18 protein-coding genes and 1 tRNA gene are annotated in these 17,113 nt (G+C 69.0%); 9 read left to right on the top strand and 10 right to left on the bottom strand.

What is annotated here, in order from left to right; all coding sequences use genetic code 11:
* Window positions 1-183: 183 nt before the first annotated feature.
* Window positions 184-324, bottom strand: a complete 141-nt coding sequence (locus CF15_RS08730) for a hypothetical protein (RefSeq protein ID WP_168371198.1) — start codon at window positions 322-324, stop codon at window positions 184-186.
* 27 nt (window positions 325-351) lie between these two features.
* Here CF15_RS08730 and CF15_RS01320 point away from each other — a divergent pair, with 27 nt between their 5' ends.
* Window positions 352-975: a hypothetical protein gene (locus CF15_RS01320; RefSeq protein ID WP_168371197.1), complete on the top strand. Its 624-nt coding sequence runs from the start codon at window positions 352-354 to the stop codon at window positions 973-975.
* Between the two features lie 52 nt (window positions 976-1,027).
* Here CF15_RS01320 and CF15_RS01315 read toward each other — a convergent pair.
* Window positions 1,028-1,105 (bottom strand) — tRNA-Arg (locus CF15_RS01315).
* A gap of 196 nt (window positions 1,106-1,301) precedes the next feature.
* Here CF15_RS01315 and CF15_RS01310 point away from each other — a divergent pair.
* Genes CF15_RS01310 through CF15_RS01300 form a run of 3 tightly spaced genes read left to right on the top strand, consistent with a single transcriptional unit; the run spans window position 1,302 to window position 3,095 of the window.
* Window positions 1,302-2,189 (top strand): fumarate hydratase, encoded by an 888-nt coding sequence (locus CF15_RS01310; RefSeq protein WP_420820190.1) that lies wholly within the window; start codon window positions 1,302-1,304, stop codon window positions 2,187-2,189.
* A 32-nt stretch (window positions 2,190-2,221) separates the two neighbouring features.
* Window positions 2,222-2,821, top strand: a complete 600-nt coding sequence (locus CF15_RS01305) for a FumA C-terminus/TtdB family hydratase beta subunit (RefSeq protein WP_058370182.1) — start codon at window positions 2,222-2,224, stop codon at window positions 2,819-2,821.
* Between the two features lie 7 nt (window positions 2,822-2,828).
* Entirely contained in the window at window positions 2,829-3,095 is a 267-nt protein-coding gene (locus tag CF15_RS01300; RefSeq protein WP_058370181.1) for a hypothetical protein, read from the top strand.
* Window positions 3,096-3,109: 14 nt separating this feature from the next.
* Here the strand turns inward: CF15_RS01300 and CF15_RS01295 are convergent, their stop codons facing one another.
* Window positions 3,110-4,009 carry a coenzyme F420-0:L-glutamate ligase gene (locus CF15_RS01295; RefSeq protein ID WP_058370180.1) on the bottom strand — a complete coding sequence of 300 codons (900 nt, stop codon included), beginning with the start codon at window positions 4,007-4,009 and terminating at the stop codon, window positions 3,110-3,112.
* Window positions 4,010-4,175: 166 nt separating this feature from the next.
* On the opposite strand from CF15_RS01295, the gene CF15_RS01290 reads away from it, so the two are divergent.
* Window positions 4,176-5,555: an NAD(P)-dependent malic enzyme gene (locus tag CF15_RS01290; protein WP_058370179.1), complete on the top strand. Its 1,380-nt coding sequence runs from the start codon at window positions 4,176-4,178 to the stop codon at window positions 5,553-5,555.
* On the opposite strand, the gene CF15_RS01285 is transcribed toward CF15_RS01290, so the two are convergent.
* The 5 genes from CF15_RS01285 to ilvB form a co-directional block, all read right to left on the bottom strand.
* Window positions 5,552-6,067 carry a LeuD/DmdB family oxidoreductase small subunit gene (locus tag CF15_RS01285; RefSeq protein ID WP_201783067.1) on the bottom strand — a complete coding sequence of 172 codons (516 nt, stop codon included), beginning with the start codon at window positions 6,065-6,067 and terminating at the stop codon, window positions 5,552-5,554. The genes CF15_RS01290 and CF15_RS01285 overlap by 4 nt on opposite strands.
* On the bottom strand, window positions 6,043-7,710 hold the full coding sequence (ilvD, locus tag CF15_RS01280) for a dihydroxy-acid dehydratase (RefSeq protein ID WP_476704362.1): 1,668 nt from the start codon (window positions 7,708-7,710) through the stop codon (window positions 6,043-6,045). Before ilvD ends, CF15_RS01285 begins: the two co-directional genes overlap by 25 nt.
* Window positions 7,711-7,776: 66 nt before the next feature.
* Window positions 7,777-8,775: a ketol-acid reductoisomerase gene (gene ilvC / locus CF15_RS01275; protein WP_083494409.1), complete on the bottom strand. Its 999-nt coding sequence runs from the start codon at window positions 8,773-8,775 to the stop codon at window positions 7,777-7,779.
* A gap of 153 nt (window positions 8,776-8,928) precedes the next feature.
* Window positions 8,929-9,171 (bottom strand): ACT domain-containing protein, encoded by a 243-nt coding sequence (locus CF15_RS01270; protein ID WP_058370176.1) that lies wholly within the window; start codon window positions 9,169-9,171, stop codon window positions 8,929-8,931.
* Between the two features lie 6 nt (window positions 9,172-9,177).
* The gene (ilvB, locus tag CF15_RS01265; RefSeq protein WP_083494408.1) at window positions 9,178-10,956 is read right to left on the bottom strand and encodes a biosynthetic-type acetolactate synthase large subunit; all 1,779 of its coding nucleotides are present in this window, start codon (window positions 10,954-10,956) and stop codon (window positions 9,178-9,180) included.
* Between the two features lie 302 nt (window positions 10,957-11,258).
* On the opposite strand from ilvB, the gene CF15_RS01260 reads away from it, so the two are divergent.
* The 4 genes from CF15_RS01260 (at window position 11,259) to CF15_RS01245 (ending at window position 15,201) form a co-directional block, all read left to right on the top strand.
* Window positions 11,259-12,398, top strand: a complete 1,140-nt coding sequence (locus CF15_RS01260) for a LeuA family protein (RefSeq protein ID WP_269082795.1) — start codon at window positions 11,259-11,261, stop codon at window positions 12,396-12,398.
* Window positions 12,399-12,541: 143 nt separating this feature from the next.
* Entirely contained in the window at window positions 12,542-13,534 is a 993-nt protein-coding gene (locus CF15_RS01255; protein WP_058370175.1) for an isocitrate/isopropylmalate dehydrogenase family protein, read from the top strand.
* Window positions 13,535-13,541: 7 nt separating this feature from the next.
* A complete protein-coding gene (locus CF15_RS01250) occupies window positions 13,542-14,819 on the top strand; it encodes an aconitase/3-isopropylmalate dehydratase large subunit family protein (protein WP_236698087.1) in 1,278 nt (425 codons plus the stop codon).
* A 94-nt stretch (window positions 14,820-14,913) separates the two neighbouring features.
* Window positions 14,914-15,201 carry a hypothetical protein gene (locus CF15_RS01245; RefSeq protein WP_058370174.1) on the top strand — a complete coding sequence of 96 codons (288 nt, stop codon included), beginning with the start codon at window positions 14,914-14,916 and terminating at the stop codon, window positions 15,199-15,201.
* 82 nt (window positions 15,202-15,283) lie between these two features.
* Here CF15_RS01245 and CF15_RS01240 read toward each other — a convergent pair whose 3' ends face one another.
* On the bottom strand, window positions 15,284-15,616 hold the full coding sequence (locus CF15_RS01240; RefSeq protein ID WP_058370173.1) for a hypothetical protein: 333 nt from the start codon (window positions 15,614-15,616) through the stop codon (window positions 15,284-15,286).
* A complete protein-coding gene (locus tag CF15_RS01235; RefSeq protein ID WP_058370172.1) occupies window positions 15,613-17,076 on the bottom strand; it encodes a class I adenylate-forming enzyme family protein in 1,464 nt (487 codons plus the stop codon). Before CF15_RS01235 ends, CF15_RS01240 begins: the two co-directional genes overlap by 4 nt.
* Window positions 17,077-17,113 lie beyond the last annotated feature (37 nt).

Raw genomic sequence — 17,113 nt, 5'->3', positions numbered from 1 at the left:
GCTCGCCGGCCAGCTCGCGGGCGTAGACCACGGGCACCGGGCGTAGCCCCTCCGGGCAAGGGGGAGGTGCTCGAGCTTAGCCTCGAGCCTTGTCATGGTCCCCGCGAGGTCCCTGGGGCCTAGCCTGCTCCACTCGGCCTCGAGCCCGTAGACCTTTTCCTCGGTCACGACGACCGCGTCTATCTAGACCCCGCGGTGCCACCAGGGCCCTGCAGCCCTAACCTCCTCGCCCCTGGACTGGAGCAGGCGGAGGAAGTGGCGGAGGCTCTCCTCCCAGGCCTCCGCCACGCTGCGCTCCAGCTCGCCCACGGTTGTCTCGAGCACCTGCTCGCGAGGTACTACAACCGCTCCGTGCTGTCCAGGGGAAGCTTCTGGCTAGGCTTCAGCCACGAGAACGGCACGCTCGTGCTCCGTGTCGAAGCGATCCCCATCCGGGCGCCGAGGGTGAACGTGAGCCTCGCCGGCGGCACGCTGGCCGTGAGGCTCGGCATCAACGGGACCGGTATAGACCCCTACCGGGATGTCGGGCTGCCCCTCTACACCCCGCATGGGAGCAGCGCGTGCGCCGGCATCACGCCGCCCGGCTGGCGCTACAAGGGTATCCCCTATATCGAGGCAGGCCGCTGGGCCCTGGAGGGAGGCAGCCTGGTGATAGAGGTAGACGTGGAGAAGCTCGCCGGGCTCACCGCCAGGGCCTGCGGGGCAGCAAGGAGGCATACCTCGTGGTATGGGCTTGGAGACTACCCCGCCTACGCCTACAGGCTCCGGGAGGAGGCTCGGGGCCGCCCGCCACCCCTCATGGCTAGCAGGGTGGCCGCGGCAGCCGCGAGGAGGCCAGGACCCTCAACCCGGGCTACCACGCCCCTACCCTACCCCGCACGGTGCCGGACCCCTTGTCCACAAAAGGGCCCGGCTCTCTGCCATCGACTGGGGGTGATGCCCTCCGCCGGCGGGGATGGGCGCAGCAATCCATAGCCGGCTTGGGGGAGGGGCCTGCCGCAGCGCATGGAGTTGGAGGAGTTGAGGGTGGCGGGCCCGGGGGGATTTGAACCCCCGACCACCGGCTTAGGAGGCCGGCGCTCTATCCTAGCTGAGCTACGGGCCCATACACCCCTCCAGGGCCCGCCTCCAATAGGCCACGAGGAACCCTGGGTCCTAGGTTATATTCCTTGTGCCCTCCTGGGCCCGCTGAGCCTCCCGTCCAGCCCCGGGGCCCCGGGATGGGCAGCGGCATCCCTTCCCTTAACCCTCCCCCCGGGGCCACTACTACCCTGCGCTGGCTGGCTAACCTCCTGGGTGCTGTGGGCTTGGGGCTTGAGGACCGGCTCCGCGGGTTCCTGGTTGAGCTTATCCGCCTGGCTACCACCCGGCTCCCCCGCGACGTGTACGAGGCGCTGGAGAGGGCGCTGGAGGCTGAGGATAACCCGCTGGCGAGGATGCAGCTGGAGGCCATACTGGAGAACTCTAGGCTCGCCGCCCGGCTGGGGAGGCCGATCTGCCAGGACACCGGGGCCCCGTTCTTCTACCTCCGCGTCGGCGACGGGTTCCCGCTGCGGAGCAGGCTCTACGATGTGGCCCGGGAGGCGGTGAGGGAGGCCACGAGGACGGTGCCCCTGAGGCCTAACGCCGTGGACCCGCTGAGGGGGAGGAACAGCGGCGACAACACCGGACGCTATACGCCGTGGGTGGAGGTGGAGCTTGTCCCCGGCGAGAGCCTCGAGGCGGTCTACGCGCCGAAGGGCGGGGGGAGCGAGGCCCCGACGGGGCTCTATATGGCCCTCCCCCTGGAGGGCGTGGGGGCGGTGCACCGGGCGGTGCTAGAGACCGTGGCGGGGGCGGGGCCGAGGGCCTGCCCGCCCTTCGTGGTGGGCGTGGGCGTAGCCGCTACGGGCGACCAGGCGCTCGCGCTCGCCAAGCGCGCCCTGCTCCTCCGGAGGCTCGGGGAGAGGCACCCCGACCCCGAGGCGGCTGAGCTAGAGGAGAAGCTGCTCCGGGAGGTCAACGAGCTCGGCCTGGGGGCCCACGGGTTCGGGGGCCGGGTGACGGCGCTGGACCTCCACCTGGAGTACGGCCACCGGCACCCCGCTACCTACGCTGTCGGGGTCGTGCTCAGCTGCTGGGCGCTCCGCCGCGCCTCCGGGGTTTTCATGCCGGACGGCTCCTGGAGGATAACATCAAGCCACATCTAGCCAGGCCCCCCTGCCCCGTGAGGTGTGCCGCAGTGCCTCGGGTCTACCGGCTGGAGACCCCGCTCGGCGAGGAGGAGGTGCGGAGGCTCCGGGCGGGGGACGTGGTCTACCTCTCCGGCCTCGTTTTCACCGCCAGGGATGAGGCGCACCGCAGGATCGTGGAGACGCTGCGGAGGGGCGGAGGCCTCCCCTTCCCAACCCGGGGGCTCGCCGTCTACCACTGCGGCCCCGTGGCCCGGAGGAGGGACGGGGGCTGGGAGATAGTCGCGGCCGGCCCCACCACGAGCGCCAGGATGGAGCCCCTCGAGCCCGAGTTCATCAGGCTCACGGGGGTCAGGATGGTGATAGGGAAGGGTGGAATGGGGAGGGGCACCGCCGAGGCCTGCCGCCGCTACGGCGCCGTCTACGCGGTCTTCACCGGGGGCGCGGCCGTGCTCGCGGCCAGGGCCGTGGAGAGGGTGGAGGCGGTCTACTGGCTGGAGGAGCTGGGCATGGCCGAGGCGGTCTGGCTCCTCCGCGTCCGCGACTTCGGCCCCCTCACCCTGGTGATAGACTCGCACGGCAACAACCTCTACGACCAGGTCATGGAGGATGTGCGGAAGAGGCTCCACCAGCTCCTAGAGGGAGGGTGAGCGGGCCATGGCCGAGACGCTGGAGCACGACGTCCTCGTCACAGGCTCGGGGCCTGCCGGGCTCCGCACCGCCCTCGAGATCAAGAGGAGCAGCGGCGGCGACGCTGTGGCTCCTCATGAGCTGGGCCTTGCTCACCACCGCCACGTCTACGCGGTCGCCGCCGGAGAAGCCTCTCCGCAGGATCGAGGCCCGCTACCCCACCGAGAACCTGGTGGGGCGCCAACCCCGAGGAGGAGGCCCGTCCCCCTCGACGCGGAGCCCGAGAAGCTCTAGGGGCCAGGGGCACCCTAGGCTCCCCGGAGGAGGCGCAGGAGGCTGCGGAGCCCGAGCACCCTCGCGGTATGCCAGAGCGTGGCCCTGACAGCGGCCGCGGCACGGGTCTTCCCCAGTGCATCCCTCACGCCGGCGGTGGACCATTCGTAGCGTAGCCCCCTTAGGATGACAGCGGGTATGCCCTCGGCGTGCTGGCCCGCCAGGAGACTGGCCGAGGCGCAGACAGCGTTAGCGAGGTTATCCGCGCCCCCGAACTTCGGCTTACCATACCTATCGGGGTCGCCAAACCTCCTCATGAGAACCGGGAAGCCGTAGGCGCCCCGGGCTATGTCGAGAGCACCGCCGGGCATGACCTCTGTGTCGCAGATAACCACCGCCACCGGGCCGCCGGCCGCTCTACTCAGCTGCTCCGACAGCCTCCTAGCATGGCCGTCGAGGTCGCGGGGCGGTACGCTGTAGACGCCCGGGGGGTGGTTTGACCCGTCTATCCCCGAGTCGGTCCAGAGCATCCCATCCCTCTTGGTGAGGAAGATTGTAGGGAACTGGTCCAGCGCCCTGAACAGCTTCTCCCTGCTCCTCGCCAGGGTCTCCCAGGCGACCACGCCCTCCTCTACCAGCCTCTTGAACGGGATGGCTGCTAGCACCTCGCCGCTCTCCCTTAGCAGGATCTCGACGTATCTCGGGTCGAGACCGGCCCTCTCGGCTATCCTGCGCGCCCTAGGGCTCGGCTCCACCTTGTCGAGGCGGTAGAGGAGGCCAAGGCTCTTCGACAACACCTTACTCGCCACAGCCACCACGTCGCCTGCCCTGAGGCCGCCGCACTCGCGCTCGGCCGCCCCGGCTATGAGGGCTGCCAGGTCGTCGCCCGGCTCAACCTCGGGGAGGGGAAGCCCGCAGAGAACGGCCCGCGGCAAGCCGTGCTCCACCCCGGGGCTAGGGCCGGGAGCGCGGCCTATACCGCTCTCCCCTCACGGCCTCAGGGCTCTGCACGAGTCCCCCGGGGGCGAGGCCCGGCGGCCGGGGGCAACTCCTAATTACAGCCCCCCGGCCGCACCGCTGACTATGCTCTGGTAGCTCGTCTTGAGCGGGGAGAGGGTAGACTGGTACACTATATCCCGCAGGCTGCATAGGCTCTACGAGGGGAAGATAGAGGTCATACCCAAGGTGCCGGCCGAGAGGCAGGAGGACTACGCCATCTGGTACACCCCCGGTGTGGCCGGCCCTGCGCGGGAGGACGCCGAGGACCCGGAGCAGACCTTCCACAACACCTGGCGCTGGAACACGGTGGCTGTTGTGAGCGATGGCACCAGGGTGCTGGGCCTCGGCAGCATCGGGCCCGAGGGAGCGCTCCCCGTCATGGAGGGGAAGGCTCTCCTCTTCAAGGCGCTCGGGGGAGTCGACGCCATCCCCCTAGTCCACCGGGCCAGGGATCCTGGGAAGTTCCTCGAGCTGCTCGAGCTCGTCGAGCCGAGCTTCGGCGGGGTGAACCTCGAGGATATCGAGAGCCCCAAGTGCTTCTACATCCTGGAGGAGGCGAGGAGGAGGCTGGACATCCCCGTCTGGCACGACGACCAGCAGGGCACCGCCACAGTCACGCTCGCGGGGCTGATAAACGCGGCCAAGCTGACGGGGCGGAGCCTCAGGGAGATGAGGATAGTCCTGGTCGGCGTTGGCGCCGCCAACGTGGCCCTCTACCGGCTGCTGAGAGCCTACGGGGTGCCCGCAGGCAACATAGTTGCAGTCGACTCGCGGGGGGTGCTCCACCCGGAGAGGAGTGATATCGAGGAGCTGAGGAAGAAGAACCCGTGGAAGTACAGGATAGCCATCGAGACCGGCGGCGGGTGGCGCGGGCTCCGCGGGGGAGGGATACCCGAGGCCCTCGAGGGCGCCGACGCCGTGGTCGCTGCCTCCAGGCCCGGCCCCGGGGTGCTGAAACCGGAGTGGATAAGGAGGATGAACCGGGACCCCATAGTCTTCGCCGAGGCCAACCCAGTGCCGGAGATCTGGCCCTGGGAGGCCAAGAGCGCTGGAGCGAGGGTGGTAGCCACGGGGAGGAGCGACCTGCCCAACCAGGTTAACAACAGCCTAGCCTTCCCCTCGATCTTCCGGGGGGTGCTGGACGTCAGGGCCCGCACGATAACGGATGAGATGGCTATCGCGGCGGCGGAGGAGCTGGCAAGGTTCGCCGAGGAGCGGGGGCTCCGCGAGGACTACATAATACCGAGCATGGAGGAGTGGGAGGTCTTCCCGAGAGTGGCGGCCGCCGCGGCGGCGAAGGCGGTGGAGCAGGGGGTTGCGAGGCTACGGCTGAGCTACGAGGAGGAGCTGGAGAGGGCCAGCAGCATAATTAAGGCGACGCTGGAGAAGATGAGGCTGCTCCGCGAGGCTGGGCTGATCAGGCCGCTGCCGGAGGACGTGGAGAGGGCTATAAGAGGGCTTGGAAGGAGGGAGCGGGGCTAGCCGCTGCCGGCCGCCAGGCGGCGCAGCTCCTCCCTCAGCCCGCCCGCGGCGAGCAGCCTGCGGAGCATGGGGGGCAGCGGCCTGGCCCTGGCGGCTAGGCGGCCGTCCACCCTTATCTCGCCGGTCTCCAGGTCTATCTCGACCAGCGAGCCGTCCCGCGTCGAGCCGCGGAGGCTCGCCTCCACCACGGGGAGCCCGTTGTTCAGCGCGTTCCGGTAGAATATCCTGTGGAAGCTCTCGGCCACCACCGCCGCCACCCCGGCCGCCTTGAGCGCGAGCACCGCGTGCTCCCTGCTGCTCCCGTAGCCGAAGCCCCGGCCCGCCACGATCACCACCGGCTTCTCGAGCCCGTCGAGCCTAGCCCGGATGCCAGGGGCGTCCTCGAACACGTGGCGGGCAAGCTCCCGGGGGTCAGTGGAGTGCAGGTAGCGGGCCGGTATGATCGTGTCGGTGTCCACGTTGTCCCCCACTACAAGCGCACGCCCCCTCACCAGGCCTGCCTCCTGGGGCAACGCCTCGCTCCACCTCGGTCAGCGCTGCAGGCCATGAGACTGTAGGCGTGGAGCACGCTCCCCCTCTCCGCCAGCCTCCGGTGCCTCTCCGCCACGCTCTCTGGCACGCGCCACCGCTTCCTCCTCTCCTCCAGCTCCTCCTGGTCGACGAGGAGGTCTATCCTCCCCCTCTCCAGGTCTATGACTATCCTGTCGCCGTCGCTCACCAGGGCTATCGGGCCCCCCGCCATGGCCTCGGGGGACACGTGGCCGACCGCGAGGCCCCTCGTGGCGCCGCTGAACCTCCCGTCGGTCACCAGCGCGACCCTGTCGCCCAGCCCCATACCGTATATCATCGAGGTCAGCTGCAACATCTCCCTCATCCCGGGGCCGCCCGCCGGGCCCTCGTAGCGGACCACCACCACGTCGCCCTCGCGTATCTCGCCCCTCTCCAGCGCCTCCACCGCCTCCTCCTCGGCCTCGTAGACCCTGGCCGGGCCCTCGAACCTGGTCCTCGATATCCGGACCGCCTTGATCACCGCGCCGCCGGGGGCCAGGCTGCCGCGCAGGATGCGGAGCGGGCTGCGGGGCTGCAGCGGCTGCTCAGCCCTCCTCACCACCGGGGCCCCCGGCGCCGGGGGCAGGCGCTCGAGCACCCTGCTCCAGGGCTCCCCGGTGGCGGCTGGCATGGACGCATCGAAGGCCCCTGCCTTAGCCAGCTCCCTGACTATCGCGGGGACGCCGCCGGCCTGGTAGAGGTGCTCCATGTAGTAGCGGCCGCCGGGCTCGAGGTCGGCGAGCCAGGGCGTCTTGGAGAGCAGCTCCTCCACCTCCCCCATGTCTAGATCCACGCCCGCCTCCGCCGCCACGGCCGCGAGGTGGAGGAGCGTGTTGGTCGAACCCCCCGCCGCAGCGTCAACCGCGAGCGCGTTTAGGATGGAGCGCTTGCCGAGGAACATGGAGGCCTTCCAGCCCTTGAGGGCTGCCCTGACCGCCAGCCTCCCCGTCTCCCTGGCAACGTGGATCCTCCTGGAGTAGACTGCCGGGATCGCGGCCGCGCCGGGGAGTATGAAGCCCATGGCCTCCGCCGCCACCGCCATGGTGTTGGCGGTGTACATGGCGGCGCAGCTGCCGGGTGTGGGCAGCGCCCTCATCTCTATCTCGCGGAGCTGCTCCCCCGTTATCTTGCCGGCGAGGTAGGCGCCGACGGCCTCGAACACGTGGCCCAGGGCTATGCAGCAGCCCCCGCCGGCCCCCCGGCCCGAGAGCATGGGGCCGCCGTTAACGATGTACACCGGTATCTTGTCCCTCAGCCTGGCCGCCGCTATCAGGGCGCCGGGGAGCATCTTGTCGCAGGCCGTGACCACCACCACGCCATCGAGCCGGTGGGCCTCCGCGAAGATCTCCACCGCGTCCGCAACGTTCTCCCTGGCCACGAGGCTGTACCTCATCCCCTCGTGGCCCATCGCTATCCCGTCGTCCACCGAGACCGCGCCGGCGTGCACCGGCACGCCGCCGGCCTCCCGTATCCCCTCAGTCACCGCTGCTACCAGCTTGTCCAGCATCACGTGCCCCGGCACTATCGTGGAGAAAGTGTTCACAACCCCTATCAGGGGCTTGCCGGTGTCGTAGACGTCGCTCTCGTCCAGCCCCGCCGCCAGCATCAGGCTGCGGTGGGGCGCCCGGCGCGGCCCCTCCCGGATCTCCCTGCTGCGCAGCGCCGGCACGGCCTAGTCGCCCTCCTCGCCGAAGAGGAGGCGGCGCATCTCCCTGCCAACCCTCTCTATCTCGTGGCCGCGTATCTCGTCGAGCAGGCTCTGGAGCCTAGGCATGCCCCTCCGGTACTCCTCCACCCACTCCCTGGCGAACTCGCCGCTCCTCACCCTCTCGGCAGCCCTCTTCATGTTCTCCTTGACCCTCTCGTCTATCACCCTGGGGCCCACGGTGAGGCCGCCGTACCTCGCTGTGACGGAGACACGCTCGAGCATGCCGGTTATCCCGTACCTCCATATCAAGTCCATGATGAGCTTGGCCTCGTTGAGGACCTCGAAGTAGGCCACCTCCGGCTGGTAGCCGAGCTCCACAAGGGTCTCGAACCCCCTCTTGATCAGCTCCATCAGCCCGCCGACCAGCACGGTCTGCTCGCCTATAAGGTCCGTCTCGGTCTCCTCCCTGAAGGTTGTCTCTATAACCCCGGCCCTGGTGGCGCCTATCCCCTTCGCTATCGCGAGCGCCGTGTCCCTAGCGTGGCCCGTGTAGTCCTGGTAGACAGCGAGCAGCGCGGGGACCCCGCGGCCCGCCAGGAACTCCTCGCGGACCTTCGCGCCGGGGCCCTTCGGCGCAACCATTACCACGTCGACGTACTCTGGGGGCTTTATGAGGCCGAAGTGCACGGTGAACCCGTGGGCGAAGTCCACTGTCATGCCCTCGCGCAGGTGGGGCGCCACCTGCTTCTCCCACACCTCCGGCTGCACCATGTCGGGTATCAGCATCATTACAACATCGGCCCGCTTAACCGCCTCGTCCACCCTGTAGACCTTGAAGCCCTCCTTCTCGGCCCTCTCCCAGCTCTTCCCGGGCCGGAGCCCTATTATCACGTCGAGCCCGCTGTCGCGGAGGTTGAGGGCCTGGGCTCTGCCCTGGCTTCCGTAGCCCAGCACGGCTATCGTCTTGTCCTTCAGGGGGTCTAGGCTCGCGTCCCGCTCGGTGTATATCCGGGCCATGCCCATCCACCTTCCCCTACTGGGCTCGTCGAGTGCCTCCCGACACGCCGATACTACACATGGAAGGCTCATCCATATAGCCTGGGGTGTTGTGGGGCCTCCCGCCCCGCGGGGGGAGGGGCAAAACAGCGGCTAACCTGGGAAGCCGGTCCAGGGGGTCTAGGCCACCCTCTTGTAGACCACCGAGTAGACCTCCGGCATCTTCTCGATCTTCGCCGCCAGCCAGCGCACCTCGCTCTCCCTCCCCGAGGCGTCTATCCGGAGCCTCACCACCCTCCCGTCGAAGCTGGCGCTGAGCCCATGGTACTCCAGCTTAGCCCTCCTAGCCATATTCGCCAGCCTCATCACGGCATCCATGCCGTTGAACGCCGAGACCTCTATCACGTACCGCCCCGCCTCCATCAGGGCTCACCCACTCCTGGCGGTCTTGGCTGCTATCGCCGAGGCCACCTTCTCCCACTCCTTCTCGTCGTAGACGAGGCTTACATCCTCCATGCCCGGCGGCAGTATGGCCTCGGTGAGCCAGTCGCCGGGCTTCACCCAGGGCAGCACTATATCCTCCTCCCGGTCGATATCAACTATAGCTATCAGCGGCTCGTTGTTCCTGGCGGCACGGCGGACGGCGGCCTCGAGCTCCTCGAGGCTCGCCGGCCGGACAGCATCTATGCCATACGCCTCGGCTATCTTCTCGAAGCAGGGCCACCTGCTGTACTCCGTGGCTACTATCCTCCGGTCGTACATGTAGATCTGCCACTGCTTCACCAGCATGAGGGCCCGGTTGTCGAACACAGTCACTATTATCGGGAGGTCGTAGTCCCTCACCAGGGCCAGGTTGTTCATGGTCATCTGGAAGCTCCCGTCGCCGTCGATGCAGAGCACCGTGCGGTCCCGGGCCGCTATCTTGGCCCCGAGCGCCGCTGGGACGCAGAACCCCATAGTGCCCAGGCCGGCGCTCGTAATCCATGTACCGGGCACGTAGACGTCCCAGTGCTGCTCGGCCCACATCTGGTGGCTGCCGACCCCGGTCACCGTTATAGCGTTCCGGGGCACGGCCTGCCTCAGCGTCTTCAGCACCTTCCAGGGCGGGAACTTCCTGAACCTGGCCGCGAGCTTCTCCATGGCCTCCTCGTAGCGGCGGCGGATCCAGTTGAGCCACTCTAGGAACCTCGTGTCGCGGAGCGGCGCTGCCCTGATCTCCCTCAGCAGGGCTCGGAGGGCCTGCCTCGCGTCCGCCACCACGCTGACTGCGGGGGGCACGTTCTTCCCGTGCTCGCTCGGGTCCGCGTCTATATGGATTATCTTCTTCTCCAGCAGCTCGGGGCCGAACCTCCCCACCGTGCGGTCCGAGAACCTGGTGCCCACGGCGAGCACCACGTCGGCGTTGGCGAGGGCCGCGTCAGCCTCGGCACGGCCGTGCATCCCCGCTGGCCCCATCACCAGCGGGTGGTCGGCGGGCACCGCGTTCTTGCCCGGCAGCGTCGTCACTATCGGGGCCTGGAGCCTCTCAGCGAGCTCCAGCACCTCGGCGGTGGCGCCGGACCAGTAGACGCCGTTGCCAACGAGTATCACGGGGCGGGCCGCCATTAGGAGCAGCCGGGCCGCCCTAGCCACCGCCTCGGGATCGGGCGGCGGGGGACGGTACTTGGCGAAGTTCAGCGGCAGGTAGTCAGGCTCGTCGGCCGGCTCGTGGCTGCTCAGCTGCACGTCCCTCGGGAAGTCGACCAGGGTAGGGCCGGGCCGCCCCTCGATGGCGAGGCGGTAGGCGGTCCTCACCGCGGGGCCCGCTTCCCCGGGGCTCCTAACCTGGTAGACGAACTTGGTGATTGGCGCGGTGACGCCGACTATATCAGTCTCCTGGAACGCGTCGCGGCCGAAGACGCTTGTCGGCACCTGCCCCGTTATCGCGAGCACCGGCGCGGAGTCGAAGTAGGCGTTGGCTATCCCGGTCACTATGTTGGTCGCGCCGGGACCGCTGGTCACCGACACGACGCCCGGCCTGCGGGCCACCCTGCCGTAGGCGTCGGCCGCGTGGGCGGCGCCCTGCTCGTGCCTGAACATGTAGATCTCGATACCCTCGAGGGCCAGGGCGTCGAAGAACCCCATTATACTGCCGCCGGTTACGCCGAATACCTCCCTAACCCCGAGCTCCCTAAGGACCCGGGCCACGTGGTCCACTACACGGCTCATACGAGTTCCATTTCCGGCTGCACCCCCTACCAAATGTTTGACATCCGGACCACCTCCTGCTACGCCGGGACGTTTGACATCCAGACCACCTCCTGCGCCTAGCGGAGCCCAGAAGGGCTGAGGCAGGTAGACTTGCGCCCACCAGGCTCCCCCTATTAAAACTTTGCCCAGGCACTTTATCATGTAGAAAAGACTTTAAAACAGCCTAGGCGTGGCCGGCTAGGCCCACGCGGCCCGGGGCCCGTTCAGGGCCTGGGGCCGCGCGGCGAGGAGGTGCAGCCGAAAGTGGAACTCGCGTAAGGGTGTTCGATACAACCCTCCGCGACGGAGACCAGATGCCCGGAGTCGAGCTGGACCTGAAGGACAAGATCGAGATACTGAGGGCGCTAGACGAGCTGGGCGTCGACATCATAGAGGCAGGGTTCCCCGCCTCCTCCGAGATAGACCGGAGGGCTGTACAGGCTGCTGTGCGCGAGGCCACGCGCGCCAGGATAGCTGCCCTGGCCAGGGCCAGCCCAAGGGACGTTGACGAGGCCGCGGCGGCGGAGGCCCATATAATCCACGTGTTCATAGCCACCAGCGATGTGCACATGAAGTACAAGCTGAGGATGACAAGAGAGCAGGTGATTAAGCGCGCCGTTGAGGCCGTCGAGAGGGCCCGTAGCTATGGCGCCATGGTCCTCTTCTCCGCCGAGGACGCTACCAGGAGCGACCCCGGCTTCCTCGTGCAGGTCTACAGGGCGGTGGTGGAGGCGGGCGCCAGGTACATCAACATACCCGACACCGTGGGCACCGCAACCCCGTGGTACATGGAGTGGCTGGTCAGCCTGGTCCGCGGCAGCCTACCCCCGGGCGTGTGGATAGACGTGCACTGCCACGACGACTTCGGACTGGCTACCGCTAACACGCTGGCAGGCCTCCGGGCCGGGGCCGACGGGGTCCAGGTGACCGTGAACGGCTTCGGCGAGAGGGGCGGCAACGCGGCGCTGGAGGAGGTTGTGGCCGCCCTCCACTTCCTGATGGGCAGGAGGACCGGGGTGAGGCTGGAGCTGCTGACTCCCGTCTCGAGGCTTGTAGCCAGGAAGTTCGGCGTCGAGGTCCCGCCCAACAAGGCTATCGTCGGCAGGAACGCGTTCGCCCACGAGGCGGGTATACACGTCCACGGCGTGCTCCGGAACCCCGCCACCTATGAGCCGATAGAGCCTGAGGCGGTGGGCAACAAGAGGAGGATAGTGCTGGGCCGCCACAGCGGCAGGGCGGCGGTGGAGTGGGCGCTGAGTAGGATGGGCTTCACCCCGGAACCCGGCCTGGTGAAGCACATACTGAACAAGCTGAAGGAGGCGGCTCCAAGGATGAAGAAGGTCGACGAGGACACTCTTGCAGGCTGGGTGGCCGAGTACATGGCCGAGAGGGGGCGCGTGGCGGTCCCCGGGCAGGTGTAGCCCCCGCCCCCTCGCGGCCCGCGACACCCCTCTCTTTCACCATCACCGAGGGTTCACCGGTGTAGCCCCCTAGAGGCACATGATGCATATACGTGGAGCCCTGGTGGTGTGGGAGTAGGCTCGCGCTCCGGTGGTGCCGTGTCTTGGCTCCCCCACGGGTGCTCGTGATACCCGGCGACGGGATAGGCCCGGAGATAACCCGGGCTACCATGCATGTGCTTGAGAGGGTTATGGACCGCTACGGTGTGGAGCTTGAGATGCGCTACGCCGAGGCAGGCGACACAGCTGCGGAGAAGTATGGTGAGCCGCTCCCCAGGGAGACCCTCGCCCTCGCCAAGAACTGGGCCGATGTCGTGCTGAAGGGCCCCGTCGGCGAGACCGCGGGGATAGTGGTTGTGGGGCTCCGTAGAGAGCTGGGGGTCTACGCGAACATTAGGCCGGCCCGCAGCCTCCCGGGCGTGGCTAGCGTGGCCCCGATAGACCTGGTTATAGTGAGGGAGAACCTCGAGGACGTCTACGCGGGGATAGAGTTCAGCGTGCCCGGAGCCGCCTTCGCGGTCAAGGTGGTCACGGAGGCTGAGACGAGGAGGGTTGCCAGGATCGCTGCACGCTACGCCAGGGCCCGCTCGGGCAGGGTGACGATAGTCCATAAGGCTAACGTGCTCCGGGTCGCCGACGGCCTCTTCCGCAGCGTTGCCCGCAAGGTGCTGGAGGAGGAGGGCGTGGAGGTCGACGAGATGTACGTCGACGCGGCCGCCATGGAGATGGTGCGTAACCCCACTAGGTTCGACGTGGTGCTCACCATGAACCAGTACGGGGATATACTCAGCGACCTGGCCGCCCAGGTGGCGGGGGGCATAGGGCTGGCCCCCTCCGCCAACCTGGGCGACGAGAAGGCTCTCTTCGAGCCCGTCCACGGCGCCGCCTGGGACATAGCCGGGAAGGGCATAGCGAACCCAACAGCCATGATCCTCTCGGCGGCCATGATGCTCCGGCACCTCGGCTACCAGGAGGCGGCGCTCGCCGTGGAGAGGGCCGTGGAGCAGGCCCTCGAGGAGGGCTACTCGACCCCCGACCTAGGCGGCAGCCTCACCACGATGGAGTACGCGAAGGCTGTCACAGAGTTCCTAGGGTAGGCCCGCGTTGCCGAGCCTCGCCCAGCGCATCATAGAGGCCCACGCGGTGGAGAGGCCCCGGGGCGGCCTGGGGCCCGGCGACATAGTGGTGGTGGAGCCCGACGCCGTGCTGATGAACGACGTGACCGGGCTGCTGGCGCTCAGGGTGCTCAGGGAGACCGGGGCTGAGAAGCTCCTAGACTGTAGGAGGCAGCAGCCGAGGGTAGTGCTTGCCTTCGACCACTACAGCCCCGCCCCGACCGCCGCCGCGGCGACGGGGCATAGTATGCTGAGGGAGCTGGCCAGGAGCAGGGGCTGCCGCCTCTGGGACGTGGGCTACGGGATAATGCACCAGGCGGCGGTGGAGGAGCTCGTTGAGCCGGGCTGGCTTGTGCTCGGCGCCGACAGCCACACGATAACCTACGGGGCTCTCTCCGTGTTCTCCACGGGGATAGGAAGCACCGAGGCGGCCTACGCCGCTGTAACCGGGAGGCTCTGGCTGAGGGTACCCGAGCCCGTCTACATAGAGCTGACCGGCTCCCTGGGGGAGGGGGTTACGGGGAAGGACCTGGCGCTCCGGCTCCTAGGCTTCTTCGGCGGCGACGGCCTCCTCTACCGGAGCGTCGAGTTCCACGGCCCGGGGCTCGCCCGCCTCGGGGTGAGCGACAGGCTCACCGTGTCGAACATGATGGTGGAGGCCGGGGCTAAGACGGCCCTCTTCCCCTTCGACGGGGTGGCGGCTGAGTGGTACCGGGCGACGAGGGGGAGGGAGCCGCCGCCCGGAGCCGGGGAGCTGAGGGTGGAGCCAGGGCCCGGGGAGGAGAGCGTCGAGATCAACCTGGGCGAGACCGTGCCCATGGTCGCTAAGCCCCCGGCGCCCTACAACGTGGCCCCCGTGGAGGAGGTGGAGGGCACCGAGGTGGACCAGGTGTTCATAGGTAGCTGCACCAACGGCCGCCTCGAGGACCTGGAGGCTGCAGCCAGGATACTGAAGGGCCGGAGGGCCAGGGCCAGGCTGATAGTGACGCCGGCGAGCAGGAGGATCTACGACATGGCGCTCCGCAGCGGCCTGCTCCAGGTCCTCCACGAGGCGGGGGCTGTGATCACCCCGCCGGGCTGCGGCGCCTGCTTCGGAGCCCACATGGGGGTTGCAGGCGAGGGCGAAGTGGTGGTATCGACGAGCAACAGGAACTTCCCAGGCCGCATGGGGCCGCCCAGCGCGAGGGTATACCTGGCCAGCCCCTACACGGCGGCCGCGGCGGCTGCGACGGGGAGGATAACTGACCCCCGCGAGCTGCTCCGCTAGCCGCCCCCAGCCCCGAGGGCCAAACTCTTATACAGGGTCCCGGGTCCCGGTCACCGATAGGGATCCCCCGGGGACCTAGGAGGCTGTACCCGCCATGCCGCGTGGGTGGTGGAAGGGCTGGCGGCACGGCTGGGGGCGCTGGCCAGGCTGGGCCTGGTGGAGCCCGCCGGCCCCGCCCCTGGAGGCTAAGCCGAAGGCCAGGCCCGAAGAGGCTCTGCCCACGCCGCCTGTCTGGCCCGTGTGGCCCGGCCGGGGGCCGTGGAGCGGCCTGCCGCCCTGGATGAGGCCGGGCTGGGTGCTGGGCAAGGGCTGGTGCCGCTGGCTGGCCTGGCAGGCCTGGCTACGCGCCGTGAGCAGCGGTGAGGGCGGGAAGCGGGCCTAGCGCCACGGTGGCCTAGGCTATCCTCCTCCCGCAAGCCATCTTTTCACTCGCCACTGCCCCCGGGGCTATCCTGGCAGCACCCCTAGTAGTACTGGTCCCCGCCGGGACCCCGGATCCGGTAGAGGATGGGCTGGCGGAGCCCCGCCGCCTCCTCGGCGAGGAGCCTGGCGTTGCAGGTGTAGAACTCCTCGGCCAGCCTGAGCACGTTCTCGAGTGTAGGGCTGCGGCGGACGCGGTGGACCAGGCGGCGCAGCCCCGGGTTGGCCTCCTGGAGCACCCGGGCGAGCCTCTCGAAGAGCCTGCGGCCGTCGCTGTTCAGCTCCTCCCGGTGGAAGTAGCTGGGGTAGCCGCGGAGGAGGGCCTCGAGGAGCAGGCAGGCCTCGGCGGGATAGCCCTGCCTGCAGCAGCGTGTCATGGCTGCTCCTCCCCGGGCAGCTCGCCAGCTATCTCCACGCGGCGCAGCCTCTTGTAGCTAGCCACCCTGCTGTTGACCCAGTCGAGCAGCTCCTCCCTGGTCGCGGATGCGCCGCGGCGGAGCCAGACCCGGGCCACCGGCACCTGGCCGAGGTCGCCGGCGGGCTCGCCCTCGACGACCGCGCGGGCCACGGCGGGGTGCTGCTCGAGCAGTATCTCCAGGTCCCTGGGGAATATCGGGTAGCCCTTGTACTTGAGCATCCTCTTGCGCACCCCGCGGAAGTAGTAGTGGCCCTCCTCGTCCACGGCGAGTATGTCCCCGGTCCGGAGCCAGCCGCCGGGGAGGATAGCGCGCCTCGTCTCCTCCTCGTCCATGTAGCCTTTCATCACCATGGGGCCGCGGGCCAGCAGCTCCCCCTCGCGCTCCGCCCGCCTCGAGGGGTCGCCCGGGTCGGCGAGCCTCGCCTCGACCCCGGGCATCGGCCTGCCTATGCTGCCGGGCGGGTTGTCGCCGGGGAGGGTGGCCGTGAGGGGGGCCGCCTCCGTCATGCCGTAGAGCTGGAGCAGCTCCACCCCGGTGGCGCGGCCCCACTCCTCCTGCGTCTCCCTCGGCAGGGGGGCGCCGGCGCTCACCGCGTAGCGCAGCCCCTCGTGGCCCCGGTAGCCCGCGGAGAGGATTGCCTGGTAGAAGCCGGGGGCCCCGAGCACCATCGTGGCCCTGCTGGAGGCGAGCGCTGAGGCCGCGTGGCCTGGGTCGAGCCTGCCCCTCTTCGTGTAGAGCACCGCTGTGCCGCCGGCGTAGAGGGCGGAGAGCAGGGAGAGCTGGAGGCCGAGGGCGTGGCTTATGGGGGCGGAGGCGAACACCCGGTCGTCCCGGCTCAGGCCGTAGTGGGCCACGAGCGTGTGGGCTGAGGCCGCTATCCCGGAGTGGCTGTGGAGGACCGGCAGCGTCCGCCCCGCTATGCCCGCGTAGAAGTATATGATGGCCGTGTCCCAGGCCCTGGGCCTGGTGTAGCCCTCCCATGGGGCGCCGTGCCCGGCCTCCTCGACCAGCATCTCGGCCGGGAGGCAGCGGGCCCCCAGGCGCTCCGCCACGCCGCAGTGCAGCTCCTCCATCCCCCGGTGGGTTATCATGACGCGCGGGGGTTTCTGCCTCAGCTGCATCTCCAGGTCCATGCTGTGGCTCAGGGGGTCCAGGACCTCGGCGGCCGCGCCGGCGAGCCAGACAGCGTAGAGGGCCACCACAGCCTCTGCCTTGTTTACCGGGGCTATGGCGGCTACGCCGCCCTCGCCGAGCCCGTAGCGCTCGGTGAGGACGCGGGCGGCCCTGGAGGAGAGGGAGAGGAGCCGCTCGTAGGTGAGGCCGGCCCCCTCCGTATCCACCACCGCCTCGCGCTCGCCCTGGCCGCCGGCGTGGCAGAGGAGCACGTCAACCATCGTGCCCGGGTAGCCGCAGGCCACAGCCCGCCACACCTCCCCGGGGCCCTACTGGGGCCGC

Source organism: Pyrodictium occultum (assembly GCF_001462395.1).
Classification (GTDB): Archaea; Thermoproteota; Thermoprotei_A; order Sulfolobales; family Pyrodictiaceae; genus Pyrodictium; species Pyrodictium occultum.
The sequence above is the reverse complement of the archived record's forward strand: the minus strand, read 5'-3'. Positions and strand labels throughout refer to the sequence as shown.

What these genes read in the sequence shown, in the direction of transcription:
- CF15_RS01240 (WP_058370173.1), bottom strand. Translation starts at nt 15,616, where the DNA reads ATGACACGCTGCTGCAGGCAGGGCTATCCCGCCGAGGCCTGCCTGCTC.
- CF15_RS01270 (WP_058370176.1), bottom strand. Translation starts at nt 9,171, where the DNA reads ATGGAGGCGGGGCGGTACGTGATAGAGGTCTCGGCGTTCAACGGCATG.
- ilvC (WP_083494409.1), bottom strand. Translation starts at nt 8,775, where the DNA reads ATGGGCATGGCCCGGATATACACCGAGCGGGACGCGAGCCTAGACCCC.
- CF15_RS01245 (WP_058370174.1), top strand. Translation starts at nt 14,914, where the DNA reads ATGCCGCGTGGGTGGTGGAAGGGCTGGCGGCACGGCTGGGGGCGCTGG.
- ilvD (WP_476704362.1), bottom strand. Translation starts at nt 7,710, where the DNA reads ATGCTGGCGGCGGGGCTGGACGAGAGCGACGTCTACGACACCGGCAAG.
- ilvB (WP_083494408.1), bottom strand. Translation starts at nt 10,956, where the DNA reads ATGAGCCGTGTAGTGGACCACGTGGCCCGGGTCCTTAGGGAGCTCGGG.
- CF15_RS01300 (WP_058370181.1), top strand. Translation starts at nt 2,829, where the DNA reads ATGGCCGAGACGCTGGAGCACGACGTCCTCGTCACAGGCTCGGGGCCT.